This is a genomic window from Kribbella sp. NBC_01484 (assembly GCF_036227145.1).
Lineage (GTDB): Bacteria > Actinomycetota > Actinomycetes > Propionibacteriales > Kribbellaceae > Kribbella.
Genome location: NZ_CP109437.1, coordinates 5,070,289 through 5,087,587 on the forward strand (window position 1 = coordinate 5,070,289; position 17,299 = coordinate 5,087,587).

General features: G+C 63.7%; 15 protein-coding genes. 6 read left to right on the plus strand and 9 right to left on the minus strand.

The genetic code is table 11. The features are described 5' to 3' along the window. Positions 1–14: 14 nt before the first annotated feature. Positions 15–347 (minus strand): rhodanese-like domain-containing protein, encoded by a 333-nt coding sequence (locus OG555_RS24980; protein ID WP_442914442.1) that lies wholly within the window; start codon positions 345–347, stop codon positions 15–17. 356 nt (positions 348–703) lie between these two features. Here OG555_RS24980 and trxA point away from each other — a divergent pair, with 356 nt between their 5' ends. The 5 genes from trxA (at position 704) to OG555_RS25005 (ending at position 4,318) form a co-directional block, all read left to right on the plus strand. Further along, entirely contained in the window at positions 704–1,078 is a 375-nt protein-coding gene (gene trxA, locus OG555_RS24985) for a thioredoxin (protein ID WP_329474971.1), read from the plus strand. Next, on the plus strand, positions 1,078–1,482 hold the full coding sequence (locus tag OG555_RS24990) for a DUF302 domain-containing protein (RefSeq protein WP_329474972.1): 405 nt from the start codon (positions 1,078–1,080) through the stop codon (positions 1,480–1,482). The genes trxA and OG555_RS24990 overlap by 1 nt, the downstream gene beginning before the upstream one ends. Continuing rightward, the gene (locus OG555_RS24995) at positions 1,479–1,745 is read left to right on the plus strand and encodes a metal-sensitive transcriptional regulator (protein WP_329474973.1); all 267 of its coding nucleotides are present in this window, start codon (positions 1,479–1,481) and stop codon (positions 1,743–1,745) included. The genes OG555_RS24990 and OG555_RS24995 overlap by 4 nt, the downstream gene beginning before the upstream one ends. Positions 1,746–1,936: 191 nt before the next feature. Beyond that, entirely contained in the window at positions 1,937–3,139 is a 1,203-nt protein-coding gene (locus OG555_RS25000; protein ID WP_329474974.1) for an NAD(P)/FAD-dependent oxidoreductase, read from the plus strand. Positions 3,140–3,151: 12 nt separating this feature from the next. Then, positions 3,152–4,318: a PIG-L family deacetylase gene (locus tag OG555_RS25005; RefSeq protein ID WP_329474975.1), complete on the plus strand. Its 1,167-nt coding sequence runs from the start codon at positions 3,152–3,154 to the stop codon at positions 4,316–4,318. A 265-nt stretch (positions 4,319–4,583) separates the two neighbouring features. Here OG555_RS25005 and OG555_RS25010 read toward each other — a convergent pair whose 3' ends face one another. From OG555_RS25010 to OG555_RS25025, 4 genes are all read right to left on the minus strand, one after another. After that, entirely contained in the window at positions 4,584–5,486 is a 903-nt protein-coding gene (locus tag OG555_RS25010; protein ID WP_329474976.1) for a sodium:calcium antiporter, read from the minus strand. A gap of 134 nt (positions 5,487–5,620) precedes the next feature. After that, positions 5,621–5,884 carry an integrase core domain-containing protein gene (locus OG555_RS25015; protein WP_329484867.1) on the minus strand — a complete coding sequence of 88 codons (264 nt, stop codon included), beginning with the start codon at positions 5,882–5,884 and terminating at the stop codon, positions 5,621–5,623. Continuing rightward, positions 5,794–6,525, minus strand: a complete 732-nt coding sequence (locus tag OG555_RS25020) for an IS3 family transposase (RefSeq protein ID WP_329474977.1) — start codon at positions 6,523–6,525, stop codon at positions 5,794–5,796. Before OG555_RS25020 ends, OG555_RS25015 begins: the two co-directional genes overlap by 91 nt. After that, on the minus strand, positions 6,522–6,833 hold the full coding sequence (locus tag OG555_RS25025; protein ID WP_329474978.1) for a transposase: 312 nt from the start codon (positions 6,831–6,833) through the stop codon (positions 6,522–6,524). The genes OG555_RS25020 and OG555_RS25025 overlap by 4 nt, the downstream gene beginning before the upstream one ends. Before the next feature lie 1,552 nt (positions 6,834–8,385). On the opposite strand from OG555_RS25025, the gene OG555_RS25030 reads away from it, so the two are divergent. Next, a complete protein-coding gene (locus OG555_RS25030; RefSeq protein WP_329474979.1) occupies positions 8,386–10,068 on the plus strand; it encodes a P-loop ATPase, Sll1717 family in 1,683 nt (560 codons plus the stop codon). A 754-nt stretch (positions 10,069–10,822) separates the two neighbouring features. On the opposite strand, the gene OG555_RS25035 is transcribed toward OG555_RS25030, so the two are convergent. The 4 genes from OG555_RS25035 to OG555_RS25050 form a co-directional block, all read right to left on the minus strand. Beyond that, entirely contained in the window at positions 10,823–13,177 is a 2,355-nt protein-coding gene (locus OG555_RS25035; RefSeq protein ID WP_329474980.1) for an NACHT domain-containing protein, read from the minus strand. An 857-nt stretch (positions 13,178–14,034) separates the two neighbouring features. Further along, entirely contained in the window at positions 14,035–14,949 is a 915-nt protein-coding gene (locus tag OG555_RS25040) for a hypothetical protein (RefSeq protein WP_329474981.1), read from the minus strand. A gap of 796 nt (positions 14,950–15,745) precedes the next feature. Next, positions 15,746–16,435 (minus strand): HAD family hydrolase, encoded by a 690-nt coding sequence (locus tag OG555_RS25045; RefSeq protein WP_329474982.1) that lies wholly within the window; start codon positions 16,433–16,435, stop codon positions 15,746–15,748. Beyond that, on the minus strand, positions 16,432–17,277 hold the full coding sequence (locus OG555_RS25050; RefSeq protein WP_329474983.1) for a GntR family transcriptional regulator: 846 nt from the start codon (positions 17,275–17,277) through the stop codon (positions 16,432–16,434). Before OG555_RS25050 ends, OG555_RS25045 begins: the two co-directional genes overlap by 4 nt. Between the last annotated feature and the right edge of the window lie 22 nt (positions 17,278–17,299).

Consider the following 17,299-nt stretch of genomic DNA (forward strand, 5'->3'; position numbering starts at 1 on the left):
GTCAGGGTTTAGGTTCAGGTGCGGGGTTCGTTGCCGGTGACGACGGCGCGACGCGAACGGATCCAGCCGCCCGTGCCGCCGGTCACCGAGTAAGCCTCGAAGCCGGCCCGGCGGAGGAAGTCGGTCATGGTGCGGCTGCGGTTGCCCGACGCGCTCACGACATACACCGCGGCGTACCGATCGAGTTCGGCCAGGCGGCTGGGCAGCTCGCCCATCGGGATGAGAACAGCTCCCGGGACGTGGCCGACGACGTACTCGCTCGGCTCGCGGACGTCAATTATCGCGGCGCCGGCTCTGACGGCTCCGGCGAGCTGGTCGACATCGATCTCGGGGATGGTCACCCGCATCGGGCAGGTCCTTTCGCTCGTTGTCCAACCGATCAGGTTGATACCCCATGGGGTATTTAATGAACCTGACGATAACACCCCCTGGGGTATTCGCAAACATCGGTCTGACTGCCGTCGGTGTGGCACTGAACCGTGTAGCTGGCCAGAGCGGTCCGTGCGTAGCGTCGCCGTGGATGCGGTAGTCAAGGACGGGGTCGATCGCGACCGACCATTTGGTGTCGGCCGCTTTCCCACTGAAACCGGCCGCCGTCACATCGCTGCCGGGAATACGGGTGGGGGTATGTGCGTTAGGGTGGATAACACCCTCCGGGGTATCGTCAAGTGAGACGGTTCTCACCGTCGCAGAAGGAGTGCCCGTGACCACTGTGAACCTCAGCAGAGCCGACTTCGAGCAGACGATCCTCGACAACGAGATCGTCCTGGTGGACTTCTGGGCATCCTGGTGCGGCCCGTGCCGCATGTTCGCGCCCATCTACGAGAAGGCCGCCGCCGCGCACGACGACATCGTGTTCGGCAAGGTCGACACCGAGGCGGAGCAGGCGCTGGCCGCGACCGCCCGGATCACGTCGATCCCCACCCTGATGGCCTTCAAGAAGGGCTCGCTGGTCTTCTCCCAGCCTGGCGCGCTGCCGGCCCAGGCGCTCGAGCAGGTCATCGCGGCGGTGCGTGACCTGGACATCGAGAAGGCGCGGGCGGATGCGGCGGACGAGCAGGGCGCGAGGAGCGCCTGATGCCCGGCTATACGCTCGCGACGACCGTCGAGCGGCCGTACGACGAGACCGTCGAAGCGGTCCGTGCGGCCCTCGCCGACCAGGGATTCGGCATCCTCACCGAGATCGACCTCAAGGCCACACTCGCGGCCAAGCTCGACGTCGACGTACCCCCGCAGGTAATCCTCGGCGCCTGCCGGCCGCCGCTGGCTTACCAGGCGCTGCAAGTGGAGCCGTCGATCGCCGCGCTGCTGCCCTGCAACGTCGTGGTCCGATCCGTGGACGAGGAGACCACCGTCGTCGAAGCTCTCGACCCTGACGCGATGATGGGGCTGTCCGACGCCCCGCAGCTGCACAGCGTCGCCCGAGACGCCAAGGACCGCCTCACCGCCGCGCTTGCGGCCCTCACCGAGGAGCACAGATGACAGCACTCGACCCGACCGAGATGACTCCCGTCGTCAACCGGATCAAGCGCGCCCAAGGCCAGCTCGCCGGTGTGCTGCGGATGCTCGAGGCAGGCCGCGACTGTGAGGACGTGGTCACCCAGCTCGCCGCCGTCTCCCGCGCACTCGACCGCGCCGGATTCGCGATCGTGGCCAGCGGCCTGCGCCGATGCATCGTGGAGGGTGACGGACCGGACAGTATCGACACGAAGAAGATGGAGAAGCTCTTCCTCTCCCTGGCGTGAGGTGGTCAAGGCCCAGACTCAGGGCTCGTCGCCGCCAGACCAGCGCACCGCCGACGGTCATCGGACGGCCGCGCCCCAGCCGACCGCTGGGCATGACCTCTGGCCCGCGATGAAGGGCCACAGGACCCTGATGGCCCCGATACCTCCCCGGGTATACCTGCCTCAAGAGAGTTCGATCGAGGAGGCTGGAGATGCGCAAGAAGGTCCTGGTACTGGGCGCCAACTTCGGAGGGCTGACCGCCGCGTTGGCCGTCCGGCACGAGCTGGACGGCGATGTCGACGTGACGGTGGTGTCGGCCAGCGACCAGTTCCTGTTCAATCCCAGCCTGATCTGGCTACCGTTCGGTAAGCGGGACAGCGCCGACATCACCTTCCCGGTCGCACCGACCCTGGAGGCCCACGGCATCGAGTTCATCCACGCGGCGGCCACGAAAGTCGACCCGGTCGCGAGGAAGGTCACGGCCGACGCCGGCCGGGAGCTCGGCTACGACTACCTGGTCATCGCCACCGGCTACCGCAACAAGGACGACGTCGTTCCCGGGTTCAAGGAGAACGCCAACACCATCACCACGCTCCCCGAGGCCCAGCGGACGGGGGTCGCCTGGCGCCGGTTCCTGGATCACCCGGGTGACGTCGTCGTCGCGGCCACCCAGGGTGCGGGTTGCTTCGGCGCCGCCTACGAGTTCCTGTTCAACACCGCACACCAGCTGCGGAAGGCAGGGTTGCACAAGCAGGTCAAACTCACCTACGTCACGGCAGAACCCTTCCTCGGACACTTCGGCATCGGCGGCCTGCCACACGGCGAGCAACTCCTCGGCATGTTCCTCAAGAAAGAGGGCATCGACACGCGCATCTCGGTCGGCATCGACCACATCGACCAGGGTGCTCTGGTGCTGGCCGACGGCGAGAACCTGCCCTTCACCTTCGGAATGGTCATCCCACCCTTCCTCGGGCAGCAATTCCTCAACGAGTCGAACGGGCTGGCCGACGAGAAGGGCTACGTCGTCGTGCGGGACACCTACCAGAGCGAGAAGTACGACGACGTCTACGCAGTCGGTGTGGCCGCCGCAGTCGACGCTCCCTGGCAGACCCCGACACCCGTCGGGATCCCCAAGACCGGCTTCCCGACCGAGGTGATGGCACACACCGCCGCCGCCAACATCGCCGCGCAGATCCGAGGCGAGAAGCCGACCAACACCAAGGCGTTCGGTGACATCAAGGCGATCTGCGTGATGGACGCCGGCAACAACGGCGTGATCATCCTCGCCGACAAGATGCTGCCGCCGCGCAAGCACGGTGTGCTGATCCCTGGCCCGCAGGCGCACCTGATGAAGCTCGGCTTCGAGAAGTACTTCCTGTGGAAGATGCGGCACGGCTACGTGCAGCTGCCCTGACGGAGGTACACGATGACTGGTGCCGCACCTGCCAACCACCCGACCCGCACATTGCCTGGTTGGTCCTCGGTTCTCGCCGTGGTCGCCCATCCCGACGACGAGTCGTTCGGGCTGGGTGCGATCCTCGACAGCTTCGGACGAGCCGGCAGTCAGGTCTCCGTGTTGTGTCTGACCCACGGCGAGGCTTCCACGCTCGGGCCGGCCGGAGACCTCGCCATACTGCGCGCCGCCGAACTGAAGAACGCGGCCAAGGAGCTCGGCGTCGACTCGGCCGTCCTGCTCGACCATCCCGATGGCGCACTGGCCGACGTCGGCCGGACGACGCTGACGGGCGATGTACTCGCCCAGATCAAGGCGGCAGGTGCCGATGGCCTGCTCGTCTTCGATCCTTCCGGCGTGAGCGGACATCCCGATCACGCCGCGGCCACTGCGGCCGCGCTCGCAGCTGCGCGCTGCGTTGACCTGCCGGTGCTCGGGTGGACAGTACCGCGTACAGTGGCGGACCGGTTGAACGGCGAGTTCGGAACCAGCTTCATCGGCCACGACCCCACCGACATCGACCTGGTACTTCGCGTTGACCGGCAACATCAGCGGATAGCGAGTCTCGCGCACGCCTCCCAAGCCGTCCCCACGACTGTCTTGTGGCACCGTCTCGATCTGCTGGGCGATGAAGAGCACCTACGCTGGCTTCGGCGCCAAGCCGTCACGGTAACCGCGGGGGAGGTCAAGGACTCCACGGCGATGATCCGGGTTGACCACCGATCGGGTGACAGGTTCGGCATCAGAATCCGCAACCACGTCCTGTCGGTCGATCAACCGATCGACGCCGGCGGCGAGGACACCGCGCCGACACCGACTGAGCTCTTCGTCGCATCGCTGACCTCGTGCGTCGCCTTCTACGCCCGCCGCTACCTGCACCGGCACCACTTCGACACCACCGGCCTGGTCGTCGACGCCTCGTTCCAGCTCGCGAACAAGCCCGCCAGGGTCGACCGAATCGACATCACCATCCGGCTGGCCGACGACCTACCGCCCCGTACGGCGCGACGCGCTCCTGGCCGTCGCACGACACTGCACGGTACACAACTCGATCACCACCCCACCGGACATCTCGATCGACCTTCACCCACCCACACCTCCAAGCTGACCAGGCATTCACGCCCAGCTGCGCGATCCTGATGTCGGGTCCGGCGATGCGACATCAGACCCACGTCAGACTTGGTATTTTCCGCATCGCCGGCGCGCAGCGGCACCGGTGAGCATCAGGTGCCTGATTTGCTGCCGCCCACCGATCAGTTTTCAGCTGCCGTCGACAAGAGGGCCACGCTCGCGTGACCGAGGCTTGTCCAGAGCTCACAACCGCACCTGCTGGTGGCCGAGCAGAGGCCACTCGGGAAGACCAGCACACGTGGACCGGTTCCGGACTTCGGAATCCGGCCGGGTCTCACGTCGACAGCAGCAGCGGCATGGTCAGTGCGTAGGCGGCCATGAGGACTAGGGCTTCGACGCGGGTCAAGGTCAGACCCCGGCGAAGCAGGACCCAGGCCAGCCCGGCGGTGAGGATCATCGTGACGCTCAGCGCAACCGCCGCCTTTCCGGGCGTGGCCGAGCCGGACGCGAACCCCACGACCGCGCCTCCGATGAGACTGTTGAACAGATTGCTGCCGAAGAGGTTTCCAACAACGAGGTCGGACTCGCCGCGCCGCTGAGCCTGGACCGTGGTGACCAGCTCCGGCAGCGACGTACCAAGCGCGACCAAGGTGAACCCGATGATGACCTGAGGTTCGCCGAGATGAGCTGCGATCGCCGATGCGTTGGCGACCAGCAACTGCGCCCCAGCCAGACCCAGGACCGCGCGCACCGGCTCGAACCACGCCGGCAGTGTCGACGGTGCAACCGGCACATCTACAGTCGCCCTCCCTTGCGTGAACTCGGCCGCCTCATCGGCGACCTCCTCGTTGTTGCGCTCTTGGCCGGCCCATCGCAGGAGAACGAACAGTGCGCATACACCGGCGACGGCCAGCAGCGCGCCGGTGATGGGACTCAGGCCCGCCCAAGCCAGGAACGAGAACAGAACCACGGCTCCTACGGTCAGCGGCACTTCGCGGCGGATCACGTGCGAGGTCACCACCACCGACCCAGCCAATGCGGCGATGCCGAGGACGAGAGTCAGGTTCAAGATGTTGGACCCGGCGATGTTGCCCACCGCCAGTCCGGTGTCCCCACGTGCTGCGGCTACTCCGGAGACCAAGAACTCAGGTGCGGATGTGCCCAAGCCGATGACAACAACACCGACAACGACCGGACTGATCCGAATCCGTTCCGCCAACCGCGACGAGCCAAGCACAAGATGATCCGCTGCGAAGGTCAACCAAGCCCACTACGGCGAGCACAATCTGAAACACCATCGGATGCTCCCTAGGTCGGCAAATGTCACCCTGGGTTTGACCCGTTTCGACGGACAGGGTCGATGTGAGGTGGTCAGGCTACCTGTTCGGCGGTGGCCGTGATGGTGGATTCGTACTGTGTGGGGCTGAGGTAGCCGAGGGTGGAGTGGCGTCGGCGGGTGTTGTACCAGCCCTCGATGTAGTCGAACAGCGCGCTGGTGGCGGCCTTGCGGGTCGGCCAGGCGCGGCGGTGGATGAGCTCGGTTTTCACGGTGGCGAAGAAGGATTCGGCGACGGCGTTGTCCCAGCACTGGCCCTTGCGGCCGACTGACAGCGTGACGCCGAGATCTCTTGCCAGGTTGGCGAACTGGGCCGAGGTGTACTGACCTGACAGCCCCGGTCGGAGTGGAACACCACACCGGGTGCTGGGCGGCGCCGGTTGACGGCATCGGTGAGCGCCTCGGCGACCAGGTCGGTGCGCAGGTGATCGGCGGTCGCCCAGCCGACCACCCGGCGGGAGGCGAGGTCGATCACGGTGGCCAGGTAGAGCCAGCCCTGCCAGGTGTGGATGTAGGTGATGTCGCCACACCAGCGGCGGTCCAGTTGGCCGGGGTGGTCGGGGTCGATGCCGAAGTCGCGGCCGATCAGGTCCGGACGGGTGGCGGCGTCCGGGTCCGGGATCGTGGTCTTCTTCCAGCGTCGCGGGATGCGCCCGTGCCGGTCGGCGGCCTGCATCAGCCGGACCACGCGCTTGCGGGAGCACCGCTCGCCTTGAGCTCGGAGCTCGCGGTGGACCCGCGGCGAGCCGTAGGTCTGGGTGGACTCGTCGTGGATCTCGATGATCTTGCCGGTCAGGACGGCGTCGCGCTGCTCGCGCACCGAGGGGCCGCCGGCGCGGTCGGCGTAGTAGGCGGAACGAGAGACCTGCAGCAACTCACACGCCCGCTTCACGTTGTGGTCGCCCTGCTTCTCCGCCTCGATGAACGGGTAGCAGTTCACCGGGTCTCCTTCACGAAGAAAGCCGTCGCACGCTTCAGGATCTCGACATCCTCCCGCAGCCGGCGGTTCTCTCGCCGCAGCTGCGCCAACTCGTCCTTCTCACTCGTGGTCAACCCATCAGTACGGGTGCCGGCGTCACGTTCGGCCTGCCTCAGCCACTCCCGTACCGCGGTCTCGGTCAGATCGAAGTCTTTCGCGACCTGACCAACCGACCGGTCGCCGCGCTGACACAGCTCGACGATCTCGGCCTTGAACTCGGACGTGAACGAACGACGAGGCCGCGGCTTCTTCTTGCCCATGGACTCCATGATGAACATCCTTCCGGAGCACCAGCTCCTGATCTCGGATGTCCGTCAAAACGGGTCAGGCCCACCCACAGCCGACCAGGCTTCCCGGCACACCGAATGACAACCTAACCAACGTTGGCTCGTGGACGCCCACACACCCGCGCCCCGAGCCGACTATGGCGGTCGACTGCGTCCCCGGATCAGGTGTGGCCTGCCGGCGAAGGCGTTCCGTCTCGAGGAGCCGAGACCCGTCCAGCCAGCGCCGCACGCAAATCGCGGCCAGATTCTGGCGAATCCGGATAACTCTGAGGTCCCTGCCGGCCGACCCTCAGATCGAGAGTCATCTCGTCGCCAGCCTCGAGCGCTGGTTGATCGACCAGTCTCCACCGGGGCTGACAGCTTCCGATCGACATCGGTGGTCTCGACATGTCATGCCGCCAACCGGGGTGATGGTTGGCCCTGCTCAACGCTGGGCGCGGCGGAGAGTGCGAGAAGTCCGCAGCGTTGCGAACCGACGTGATGTGACGCACAGTAATGATCAGGCCAAGCGTGCAAACCGATCTGATGAAGACGGTGAGAGCTCGCTGCGAGGGGAAGTTCTGGCAAAGAGGCACGTAAGGGCCCGTGCCTGGCATGACAAAGCCCAAGGCACTTGCGTGACCTGGGCTACTGTGCGCCGCCAGGGACTCGAACCCCGAACCCGCTGATAATCGGGCTGATCTACTCGACGTTGCTCCCTGTCGCTCGAAAGCCCCTTATTTCAAGGGCATCCGCCGCGTGCTGGTCGCTCGTCGCTGCTGCTCGGCTCCTGTTACTGCCAGTTGAATCACGCCCCGTAAGTCGTCCCGGATCAATCGTGGCACTCGGGTCACCTGGCTGGATCCGTGTCGAACTCGTGTGGCACTTCCACGTGCATATCTCGGTAGGCTCGGGCGACTTCAGAGCGGGCGGTTCGAACCACACGGATTGCGTCGGCGGTGGCGGCGAGAGCGGCTCGACGGGCCGACCCTGCCGAATCCACGTCGTCGGACTCGGCCAGGGCGAGTTCCTTGATCCGGCCAGTCAACTGTGCGTTGCTATTGGCCCAGGCGAACAGGGCATCTCTGAGGCTCTGCTGGGACATACCTTCCACCTCTGGTCCGCGACGATACAGGGGCTCCCACTCCGGTCAGTGTCGCGCAACCGATCAACTGCTCGTGCATGGCGGGCCGCGGGGTTCAAGTTCGACCTGTCGCTGTCTGGAGCAATCCGCGAGGGTTCACGCCGCCTTGGCCGGCCGCCAACGGGACGCGTCCGAACCAGGCCGAACACGGCCGAACTGCAACCAAGCAGTCTCAGTCACAAGGCCCGCCGATCCTGTCCCGTCCCAAGGCCGATCGAGCAGGATTGTGGTGCGGAACGTCTTGCGGGCCCGCTGGCATCCATCGCAGCGGCTCGATTGACAGTCACGTGTCACCTGGTGGTTGTCCAGTGGCTACGCTACGCTACGCCCGCGACAACGAGTGCCGCTCCGCTGTCTGGGATGCGCGGACACCGACAACGAAACATAGGTCACTTGCCTGAGGGGGGCACTGTGGGGGGACGCAACAAACAAATGCTTAGACGAAAGCTGTCGTTGGGGGAGGAGCAGGCGGAATTCGATGGCTTACTGCGAGAAGCCTTCTATGAAAATTGGTTGTACGAAGATCTGGAATCGCGTGAGCACGTCAAGTGTTTCATTGTGGGTCGTACCGGCAGCGGGAAGTCAGCCTGTTTCCAGCGTTTGACTGAACAGCACTCTGAGCACGTAATCACCATCAATCCGGAGGACCTCTCGCTCACGTACGTAGCAGGGCTTGACGTCATGCAGAGGCTAACCTCGCTTGGCGTTAGCCTGGATCCGCTGTTCATTGCTCTCTGGAAGCATGTACTGGTCGTGGAAGTCATCAAGAATCGGTACAAGGTCGACTCTGCGGATGCCAAGGCAAGGTTTCTTGGAAATATTCGAGACAAGCTGCGCCGCGATAAGAGCAAACTGGATGCGCTGCAGTACCTCGAGGAGTTCGAGGGAACCTTTTGGAACGAGGCCGATGTACGCATCAAGGAAGTCACCAATAAGTTCGAGACTCAGGTAAAGGATGAGCTAGGCGTAAAGCTTGGGTTAGGCGCCGCTAACCTCACCGCCGGTCTTGCGGATACTGGAACGGCGTCTCGTACGGATAGAACGGAGATTGCGCGCCTGTTCCAACGTATTGTGAATGCCACGCAGTTGCCTCGGCTCAACAAGATGATTGACATTCTGAACGATGACATACTGGATTCGGAGCAGAATTTCACCTACATCCTGATTGACGATCTGGATAAAGACTGGGCCGATGAGCAGATCACGAACGACTTGATCCGCTGCCTTTTCCGGGCTACCTACGACCTCAACAAGGGTGTTGACAACCTTAAGGTACTGGTAGCATTGCGTACCAACATCTTTGATGCGTTGGACTTTGGTCGTTCGGGCGGACAGGAAGAGAAGTATCGCGATTTAACCCAGGTCGTGAGATGGTCGAGTGACGAGCTGCGTGAAATGCTCGATGTGCGAGTCGCCGCCGCTGCCGCGCGACAGAATCTGACTGAGTTATCTACGGTCCGCGACATCCTTCCGAGGGTCAATGACACCATGGGCGACCCGTTCCGGTACGTCATTGACAGGACCTTGATGAGGCCGCGTGACGCCATAGCGTTCATGAATCGGTGTCTTGCTAACGCTAATAGTCAAGGCAAGGTGACGTGGCGGGCCATTGGCCTCGCTGAAGGTGACTACTCGACAAATCGGCTCCTCGCACTCCGCGATGAGTGGAAGCCGACGTACCCAGGAATCGACCGTGTTTTCAGCCAGTTCAGGGGCTGTCCATATATTTTGGACATCGATGGTCTTACAGAGCGGTTGGATAATTGCGCTCTATTGATGGCTGATCCTGACTTCAACGGCGTCGTCTGGATGACCGAACTTACGACATCGATATGGTCGTCCACCGTCGACACCGATTGGGTCGAGATGTATCAGCCCTTGGTCCGCTTGTTGCATAATATCGGATTTCTTGGTGCGGTCTTGTCCGGTCGAGATTCCGACGAGCCGCCAATATTCAACTACGATGATCCGACTTTCCCAGATAATCCGAGCAATCTGCGGCAAGTCACTGGATTCATGGTGCATCCGACGTTCCACCCTGCGCTGGACATTGGAAAGCAGCCATACTTCAAGGATCTAGACAGTGGCGAGTGAACCAGTTGAAGGTTACGTGTCAAGCCCGCGGGCAGTCCTCCCGCATCGCCCCGATAGCTGCCGACCTTAAGTTCGGTGCGGTGCGGGTCAAGGGTCGGAGATCCCGGAGGGACGCCGCAGGCGCCCTTGACGCGTGCCGTGCCGGACCGTCCCTTCCATGATTGCTAGCGGGGCGATGCGGGAACCCACAGACCAGTCGGGCCGGGCAGGAACCAGCGGGCGAAGGCTGAGTGGCCGGCCTTTCCGGCGAGTAGCACACCGACAGGGTGTCGAGCGTTGACGGCGAGGTCTGCTGTCTTCGACCCGGCACCCTGTTGGCACATGCGCGCCAAGCCAAGGGACGCGCCCAGAACGCAGCGAAGCGGAGCGGCGGGCAGGCGTCCCGCCCTCCGGTGGCGGCGCGCTTTCGGGCCCTGGAGGGGCCCGTCTTGAAGACGTAGAGAAACTTGTCAGGCGGTGAGTAGCCCGCCTCATGTCCTCCGTCGACACATGCGCGACAGTCATCCGCCACGTGATCTGCGACAGTGCGGAAGCACAGATCGCGCCGCGCGGATTCCGGTTGAGCGCTCAAATGCGCGCAACCGGACTCTGGTGCGGATCGGCGTCGGAGAATGACATTTCCGGTGGATCGCGTGGAAGGCCTGCACGATCGCGGGCTTCTCGTCGAGCGGCGACCTTCGTACCAAATCGTGGGCTATGTCCGGTTCAGCGTCGGCTCCGGGGCTTGCTCATGGGCGACGCATATGCAGGACACCTACCGAAGCTGCGGGAACGTACCGTCGCCGAGCCCGATGCCCTTCAGGTCGTTCCATAGCCAACCTGCTGCGATGGTGGACGCTGGCCGCACCTTGGACATGTCGTCTGTGCCTGATCCTGTCCATCCGAGACCGCTGATTGGTTCGCGGTTTTGCTCGGCGAGCCAAGAACGAATGGTTTCGAGAGTCGCGGAGTGGCGATCCCAGTCCGCCGAGCTCTCCCGCTCCGTCTGCGTGATCACCGCCCGCCTGGACACTGACCAAGTCGCCTCAGGCCCAGGGGGAGCAGTCGACGGCATCAACTCCATTGGCACCCGCATCGCGGTCAAACCGGGTATGTTGCCCAGCCGACCGGGCGTGAAGTCCACTTCCAGGATGACCCCGAACGGTGCAAACGCTGAACTCGGTATTGACCACCCAAGCCGGGCGAACGAGTGAGCCATCGCCTCGTCATACGCCTGACACGCCCGCCCGTACACCTCGACCTCGAACTCCATGAGCCGCTGCGGCGAGTAGAAGTCCCAGACCCAGCTGCTCCCCGGTTGCGGCACGTCCTCCTCCGGGAGATGCGACACGACCTGGACGGCCCCTGTCGCGTCGATCCACGAGACGAGATCCTCAAGCTCTGCACCGGAATAGGTTGCGGAGCCTCTGAGCGAGATGCCGGCCTGTCGGTTCCGTCCAATGGTGTCGAACTTGTCCGCCGCATGCTTCCTAACCTCGTCGGCGGGAAGGTCTCCGTGGAACAGTGACCCGCGGTTGAGGAGGCGCCGAGCAAGGTCGAATCGACGTTCCTGGACCCAGACCCCGTCTGGGGCGCCCAGGAACGGGTCGCCGGATAGCTTCTTAAGGGTGGCCTTCGCGATCATGGTCCGCACCATGGTCCACGGCCAGGCGTCGCCTTCCGGGGCTCCACCGCTGAACCACGGGCGCCAGCCCGGCGCTCCAGCCGGGAGCAGCGGGTGTAGCCCCGGCGGAACCTCAGTCACGTAATCGGCCGCCGGACGAGACGTCGAGAACGCTACGTCGATCCAGTGGCCGCGCACTGTGACACCCAACCCGACCGCGCCCTGGACTACCGGATAAGGGAGGACGCCGTCAGCGAACGGGCCAAGAGCACTGGCCCACGCACGCAGGGCTCGAAGGAGCCGGGCCCCGCTCGTCTTGGCGTTGAGGTCCTCATCGTCTGCCGTGCGCCAGTCCCGGTGTCCGCTGAACGCCTCCTTGATGACCCAGGCTGCAGCTCCCGCGTTCCCGGCCACCCACGTACCCAACAGATCATCCACCGACTCAGCGGCTGGGGCGCTCAGCGCGGCTATGGCAGCCGCCCACCGCCACCGGTTGAAGCTGAGAGCGTCGGACACAACCTCGGCTGCCGCGACGTCCCCGGCAAGAATCGCCTGGGCCGCGAACCAGTGTTGAAAGATCGGCAGGGAGAACCGGACTGAGCCATCGACGCTGTCGGCAACCAGTCGGCTGGAACGGGCGATCTGGCGGTCGCTGAACGGCAGGCCGTCCCTGCCCGTCCTGGTGAGTGCGACGGCGAGGTGCTCAAGCACCGATCGAGTCTCGCCAGCCGTCACCGCCGACCGCTCGGTGCCCTTCGCAAGCGCGTCCTCGACCAAGCCTCGAATTAGATCTGCTTCTCCGCGAGGAGCCTCGTCCCGGCCGAGCATGGCTCCCGCCGCGAGAGCGAAGAATGGCCTCGTCACTGTGGCTCGCATGTCCGCCGTCCAGCGCCAGCTGCCACGCGACTCGCCGCTGGCCAACTCGACGAGCTTGAGTGCGTCATCCTCGGTCAGTAGCGCCGCCGTTGCCTCCTCTGTCCGAGTCGGGGACAAGATGCCAGGACGAGCCGTTAGCAAGACCCGTACATCGCTGTGGGATCTGGCCAGGATGCGGGAGGCTTCCAGCAGAGTCTGTGCAGTGGCGGGGTCGGTCTCGTCCAGGCCGTCAACCGCGACGGAGGCGCCACGTCCGTGGCGCCAGGCGTGCCCGAGCTGGCGGTCGACGGCGCCTTCGAGTGTCTGACCAAGCAGGTCTCGGGCGCTCAACCACACTGGGAACGGCGCATCCGCGTCTGCGATCAGATTCTTGATCTCGGCCCGGTGCCAGACCTCTGCGGTCTCGGACTTTCCAGATCCGAAGTCGCCGAGGAGCACCACGACTCCGCCGGCCGGGATATCCGGGATCTCGATCTGGTCGAAGTACGACGCCAAGGCAGCCTCGTCGACCTCGAACGCCTGCAGGCGAACCGCTCGGCGCGCCTCAGACCGCTGCTGGAGAACCATCGCGAGGTCAGCAGAGCTCAACGCCGCGCCGGGACCCACGAGCTGCAGGAGGCGTTCCCGCACGCTGATGCTGCGCTGCTGCGCCCAACTCTCACTCAGCGCCGCTCGGTCACCATCGCCGAGCGCTGCCGCGATGGCGGGGTACGTCAGCTCGACCAGCCGCAAAGCACGGGACAGGTGGTCATGAGCGGACGACCAGTCCTTCGACGCACCCGTCAGGATGTCGTCGAGCCTCTTCGCCAACGGCCCGTGGATGTCCTCGACCGGCGTGGCGAGCTCCTCGGCGGTGATGGTCTTGAGCCACTTCCGGTAGCTCCGCCACCGGCACGAGATGTCGGCTCTCTTGCGGACCCGCCGGCACACCGACCGCCGAAAGGTCACCTTACGGGCGAGTGCCCGCGCCGCTGGCGCCGCCAAGCCTCCGAGGAGGCGTCCACCGCCAGCAGCAAGGGCAGGCTCCAAGCCGCTCATGTGGCCTCCTTAATTTCGAAATCCAGTATCCCGGCCTAGCCCGGGAGCGGGGAGCGCGGCACGCCGCGGGGTGCCGCCAGCTGAGCCCCAACATCGCGCAGGTCCCCAGCTGGGGCGCCGAGGAAAAGCTGTTGTAGTTTCTGTCGGATACGTCGATACCGTTGGCCGTGGTTAGCATGGTCGTTGGGGGCCGAGGCGTCACGTCCCAGCTGCTATTGAGGCTCGCTGCACGAAATCCAGCATTGCCCAACTATCACTCGACCTTCTCGCGTCACGTGTGGCCACTGGCATCGTTGGGCAATTTCTGGGCAGAAAGACATGCTCGTTCATCGGCATGTGCGTGCGTTGCCAGCGTTCCAGGATCTCGCCAGCCTTCTAGTCTGTCGCGCATCAGTTGAACGGACGAGTGTCGCGGATCTGTTGGCGGCTCACAGAGTAGCCCGCCTCATTCAGTCGTTCCCGTAGTCCGGCTCGCGAACGTCGTGCTCGTCGCCCTCGGTGTAGAAGGAATCGGACAGGCCCGCCTGATTGATGAGCTCGTAGCTGTCGAGCACCAACTGACATGTGGGGCAACTGAAGAATTCTGACTCGATTGTCAAGGTAACGGTCGGCACGAAATCATAATCATCGACCTGTTCGTACTCGATCTCCGTATTGGAGACTTCGTCACCTTCCAATGTACCCATTTCGCCACATGCCGGGCAGGTCTCTGGCTCGCGGTAACGCAGACCGGCTGTACGGTCGAAGCCTGGCCTGAATTCCGCCGCGACCTTTGCAGGAAGCGTGCCGCCACGAAACTGCGCCAGGCGTAGCTTTGCCCGTTCAATCAGTGTTTCAGTCCGATGTTCAATGTTCTTTGTGTTCTGCGCGAGGTGATCTTCCACTTCCTGCTGGCGATCTGCGCCAACGAGCTCTTCAAGCTCTTTTTCCAACGCTGCAATCAGCACAATAACCAGTGACCAATATCTTGGCCACCAAGCACGAGGGGGAATTGTAGCGAAACCGATACCGCTGCTGTGGAGGTATTCATTTCGAGCGCTCGTGAATATCTCTGCTTCCTTAGCGTTAAATGGTTTGAAGGCGCGCTGACATCTCGAGAATATGGTCTTGGCGCGCACGGAAAGAAACCTTGGGTCACCTTCTACTAGACCGCTCGCTATAAGCAGATTGATGCCGTCCTCAGACGGATCTGCGATGAGGGCAGGCGTCACCCGCGCAAGGGCTGCCTTGGCAAGTAGCTCGAGAGCCAACGATGCCCACAATGCTCGCTCGTCGAAGGCACGTGCATCTTCATCATCCATGGCTCTGTTAAGGAACAGTTTCGCCTTAATCCACAGAGCTTCGTGATCATACGGAGCGGTCATCGAGTGTCTCCCGGCAAACGTAAGGCGAGGCGTTGTATCTCACGATCCGGTTCACTCTCGGCGGACGATCGCGCATGGAGTAACTTGCGATTGTCGATCGCAAGCACCAGGCCAGGCTCATTCCACAGATGGTCTACGGCGTCGCCCAAGGCATCTTCGAAGTGCGCAACGGCTTCGCGGGCTCTTTTGTCGCAAGGAACCATGCATCCTGGATCGAAGCGGAAGGCGCGATTTGAGTAGGCTGTCGCGTAGAAGCTATTCCTGCCTGCAAGCACAGCAAAGACGCCATGTCGCAGGTATTGCGGTGGAAATCGGACGAAAGGATCGGCGTTCCGCCAAAGTTTGGTTGGGATCTGACTGATAGTTTCGCATCCGAGGATGACTATGTCGGGCGGTACTAGCAAGTGGGCGCCGTCGGTGTGTAATGGCTGCGCCCCCGTTCCGTATTTGGCGCTGAGTGAGTTTGGGTGAGCCTCGGTATCTGCGACGGGCCTCAGCAGTGATATTGGCGGTTCCCCTCTTCGAAGTGGAACTTCCGTCGCCCTGATTGTGCTGACCTGCCAGCGCAGATTCTCGAGAGACCCGCTGCCTACAGCCCAGCCGTTCTGTTTAGCGTCGGCGACTAGCGATTCAAGTCGCAATGACATGTTCCCCCTGATGTTGCACGCATCGATCGGTCGCGTGAATCTGGGACTATAGGCTGCTGGCAGCCGCGCACTCAAGGCTGAAACCATGGATGACGAGGCGAGCTTCGGGATGCGCGCGAGCTGGCCGCTTGACCGGTTGCAACAAGGGACTAACTCGGGAGCCCGACGAGTGCCGCAGCGCTGCGTAAGTCATCAGTGACGGCATCTGCGCCCGCCGCTGCTAGATCGACCGCTTTGCCTGGCTTGTTGGCGTAGCCGATACTTCGAGCGCCGGCAGCGATGGCCGCGGTGACGTCGCTGACCTGGTCGCCGATCAGGACACATCTGCCGGGAGCGACGGTTAGTGCGTCTGCTGCACGACGGACGAGGTACGGGCTCGGTTTCATCCTGTCAACGTGGATCGGGTCGCGTGCCTCGATATGACGGACGTAATCGGCGAGCGCCGCATGCTCGAGGTACGTGCGTACCGATGCCTCGCAGTTGTTGCTCACGATGGCGACCGGGCGGTCGGCAGCCTTACAGGCGTCGAGGAAAGGCTCGACTCCGGGTGTGGGCGTTGCGCTCTCGGCGGCCTTGATCTCGGCGGCCTGAAGAGCTTCCTCGACTCGTCGCCAGATCTCGTTGCCGAGGCTTGCTGATGCAGCTAGGACCTCATGGGGGCCGTTCGCGTCGGCGATCGCGGCTGGGACGTCTCCGATAGCGTCGCGGATGAGGGCGCGTAGTTCTTCTGCGATCTGTGGTGCTGGGTAACCCGCGAAGACCGAGCAGACTGGACCGTCGAAGTCCAGGAGTACGGCTTGGGTTGAGCGAAGGGCAGATGCAGGGGATTCGGTGGTCACGGGGTGTGGGCTCGGCTGATCGTGCCCCAGAGACTGTTGAACCAGATGCGTGCTTGGTCGACGTACTGCGAGCCGGTGGCTCGGTCGTCGTCGCTCACGGAGTGATGGAAGAGCACGGTGTCCTTCCCTACTGCGTCGAAGATGGGCGTGTTTTTCCCATCGATGGCTACTTCCCGTTCAACCACGGGATAGAAGCCGAAGAAGACCTCCTCATCGTTGAGGAGGTACAGCTTGAACATCATCGGGAGGTTGACGACGCGGCACTCGACGCTGGTTTTAGGAACCAGTCCGATGGTGCCGAGCTCCTCGATGGACTCGATGATTTGGCCGGCCGATCGATGTGCGATCTGCTGGGCCCGATCGCGGACCGCCTGATCCTCTCCCGGATTGTTCCCGGCTCGAGAGGGAACGGCCAAGGGCTGCGACATGTCTGGCAGCAGCAGCCGGATGCTAATCGACTCGGGAGTGAGGCGCCCTCGCCTGATGCGGTCGAGTGGTTCCTCGAGTGCGCCGAGCAGTGTTTCGCCGGTCAGGCCGGCGAAGTCGATGGTGACGCGCGATCGCTCGAATGCGTGCTCGATCGTGGGCCTCAGGCCAACTGCCTGGTCGGCACGATCACGGACGTACACACCACTGCCAGCCCGAGAGACGATCAGTCCCTCGTCGCGTAGCAGCCGGAGCGCCTGCTGGATGGTCATCCGCGCAACCCCGTACTGCGTCGCCAGATCGTTCTGGGACGGCAGCTTCTCGCCCGCGTTGTACCGGTGAGTGAGGATCGCCGCGCGCAGGGTGGTGGCGACCTGCTTGTACGGCGGTCGGGGGTCGTTCGGGTCAAGCTCCATGTCTTCGATGCTAGCGCCTGGC

Excerpts from the sequence above, each read along its gene's own strand:
- OG555_RS24980 (WP_442914442.1), bottom strand. The coding sequence starts at position 347 with ATGCGGGTGACCATCCCCGAGATCGATGTCGACCAGCTCGCCGGAGCC.
- OG555_RS24990 (WP_329474972.1), top strand. The coding sequence starts at position 1,078 with ATGCCCGGCTATACGCTCGCGACGACCGTCGAGCGGCCGTACGACGAG.
- OG555_RS24995 (WP_329474973.1), top strand. The coding sequence starts at position 1,479 with ATGACAGCACTCGACCCGACCGAGATGACTCCCGTCGTCAACCGGATC.
- OG555_RS25000 (WP_329474974.1), top strand. The coding sequence starts at position 1,937 with ATGCGCAAGAAGGTCCTGGTACTGGGCGCCAACTTCGGAGGGCTGACC.
- OG555_RS25005 (WP_329474975.1), top strand. The coding sequence starts at position 3,152 with ATGACTGGTGCCGCACCTGCCAACCACCCGACCCGCACATTGCCTGGT.
- OG555_RS25025 (WP_329474978.1), bottom strand. The coding sequence starts at position 6,833 with ATGGAGTCCATGGGCAAGAAGAAGCCGCGGCCTCGTCGTTCGTTCACG.
- OG555_RS25040 (WP_329474981.1), bottom strand. The coding sequence starts at position 14,949 with ATGACCGCTCCGTATGATCACGAAGCTCTGTGGATTAAGGCGAAACTG.
- OG555_RS25050 (WP_329474983.1), bottom strand. The coding sequence starts at position 17,277 with ATGGAGCTTGACCCGAACGACCCCCGACCGCCGTACAAGCAGGTCGCC.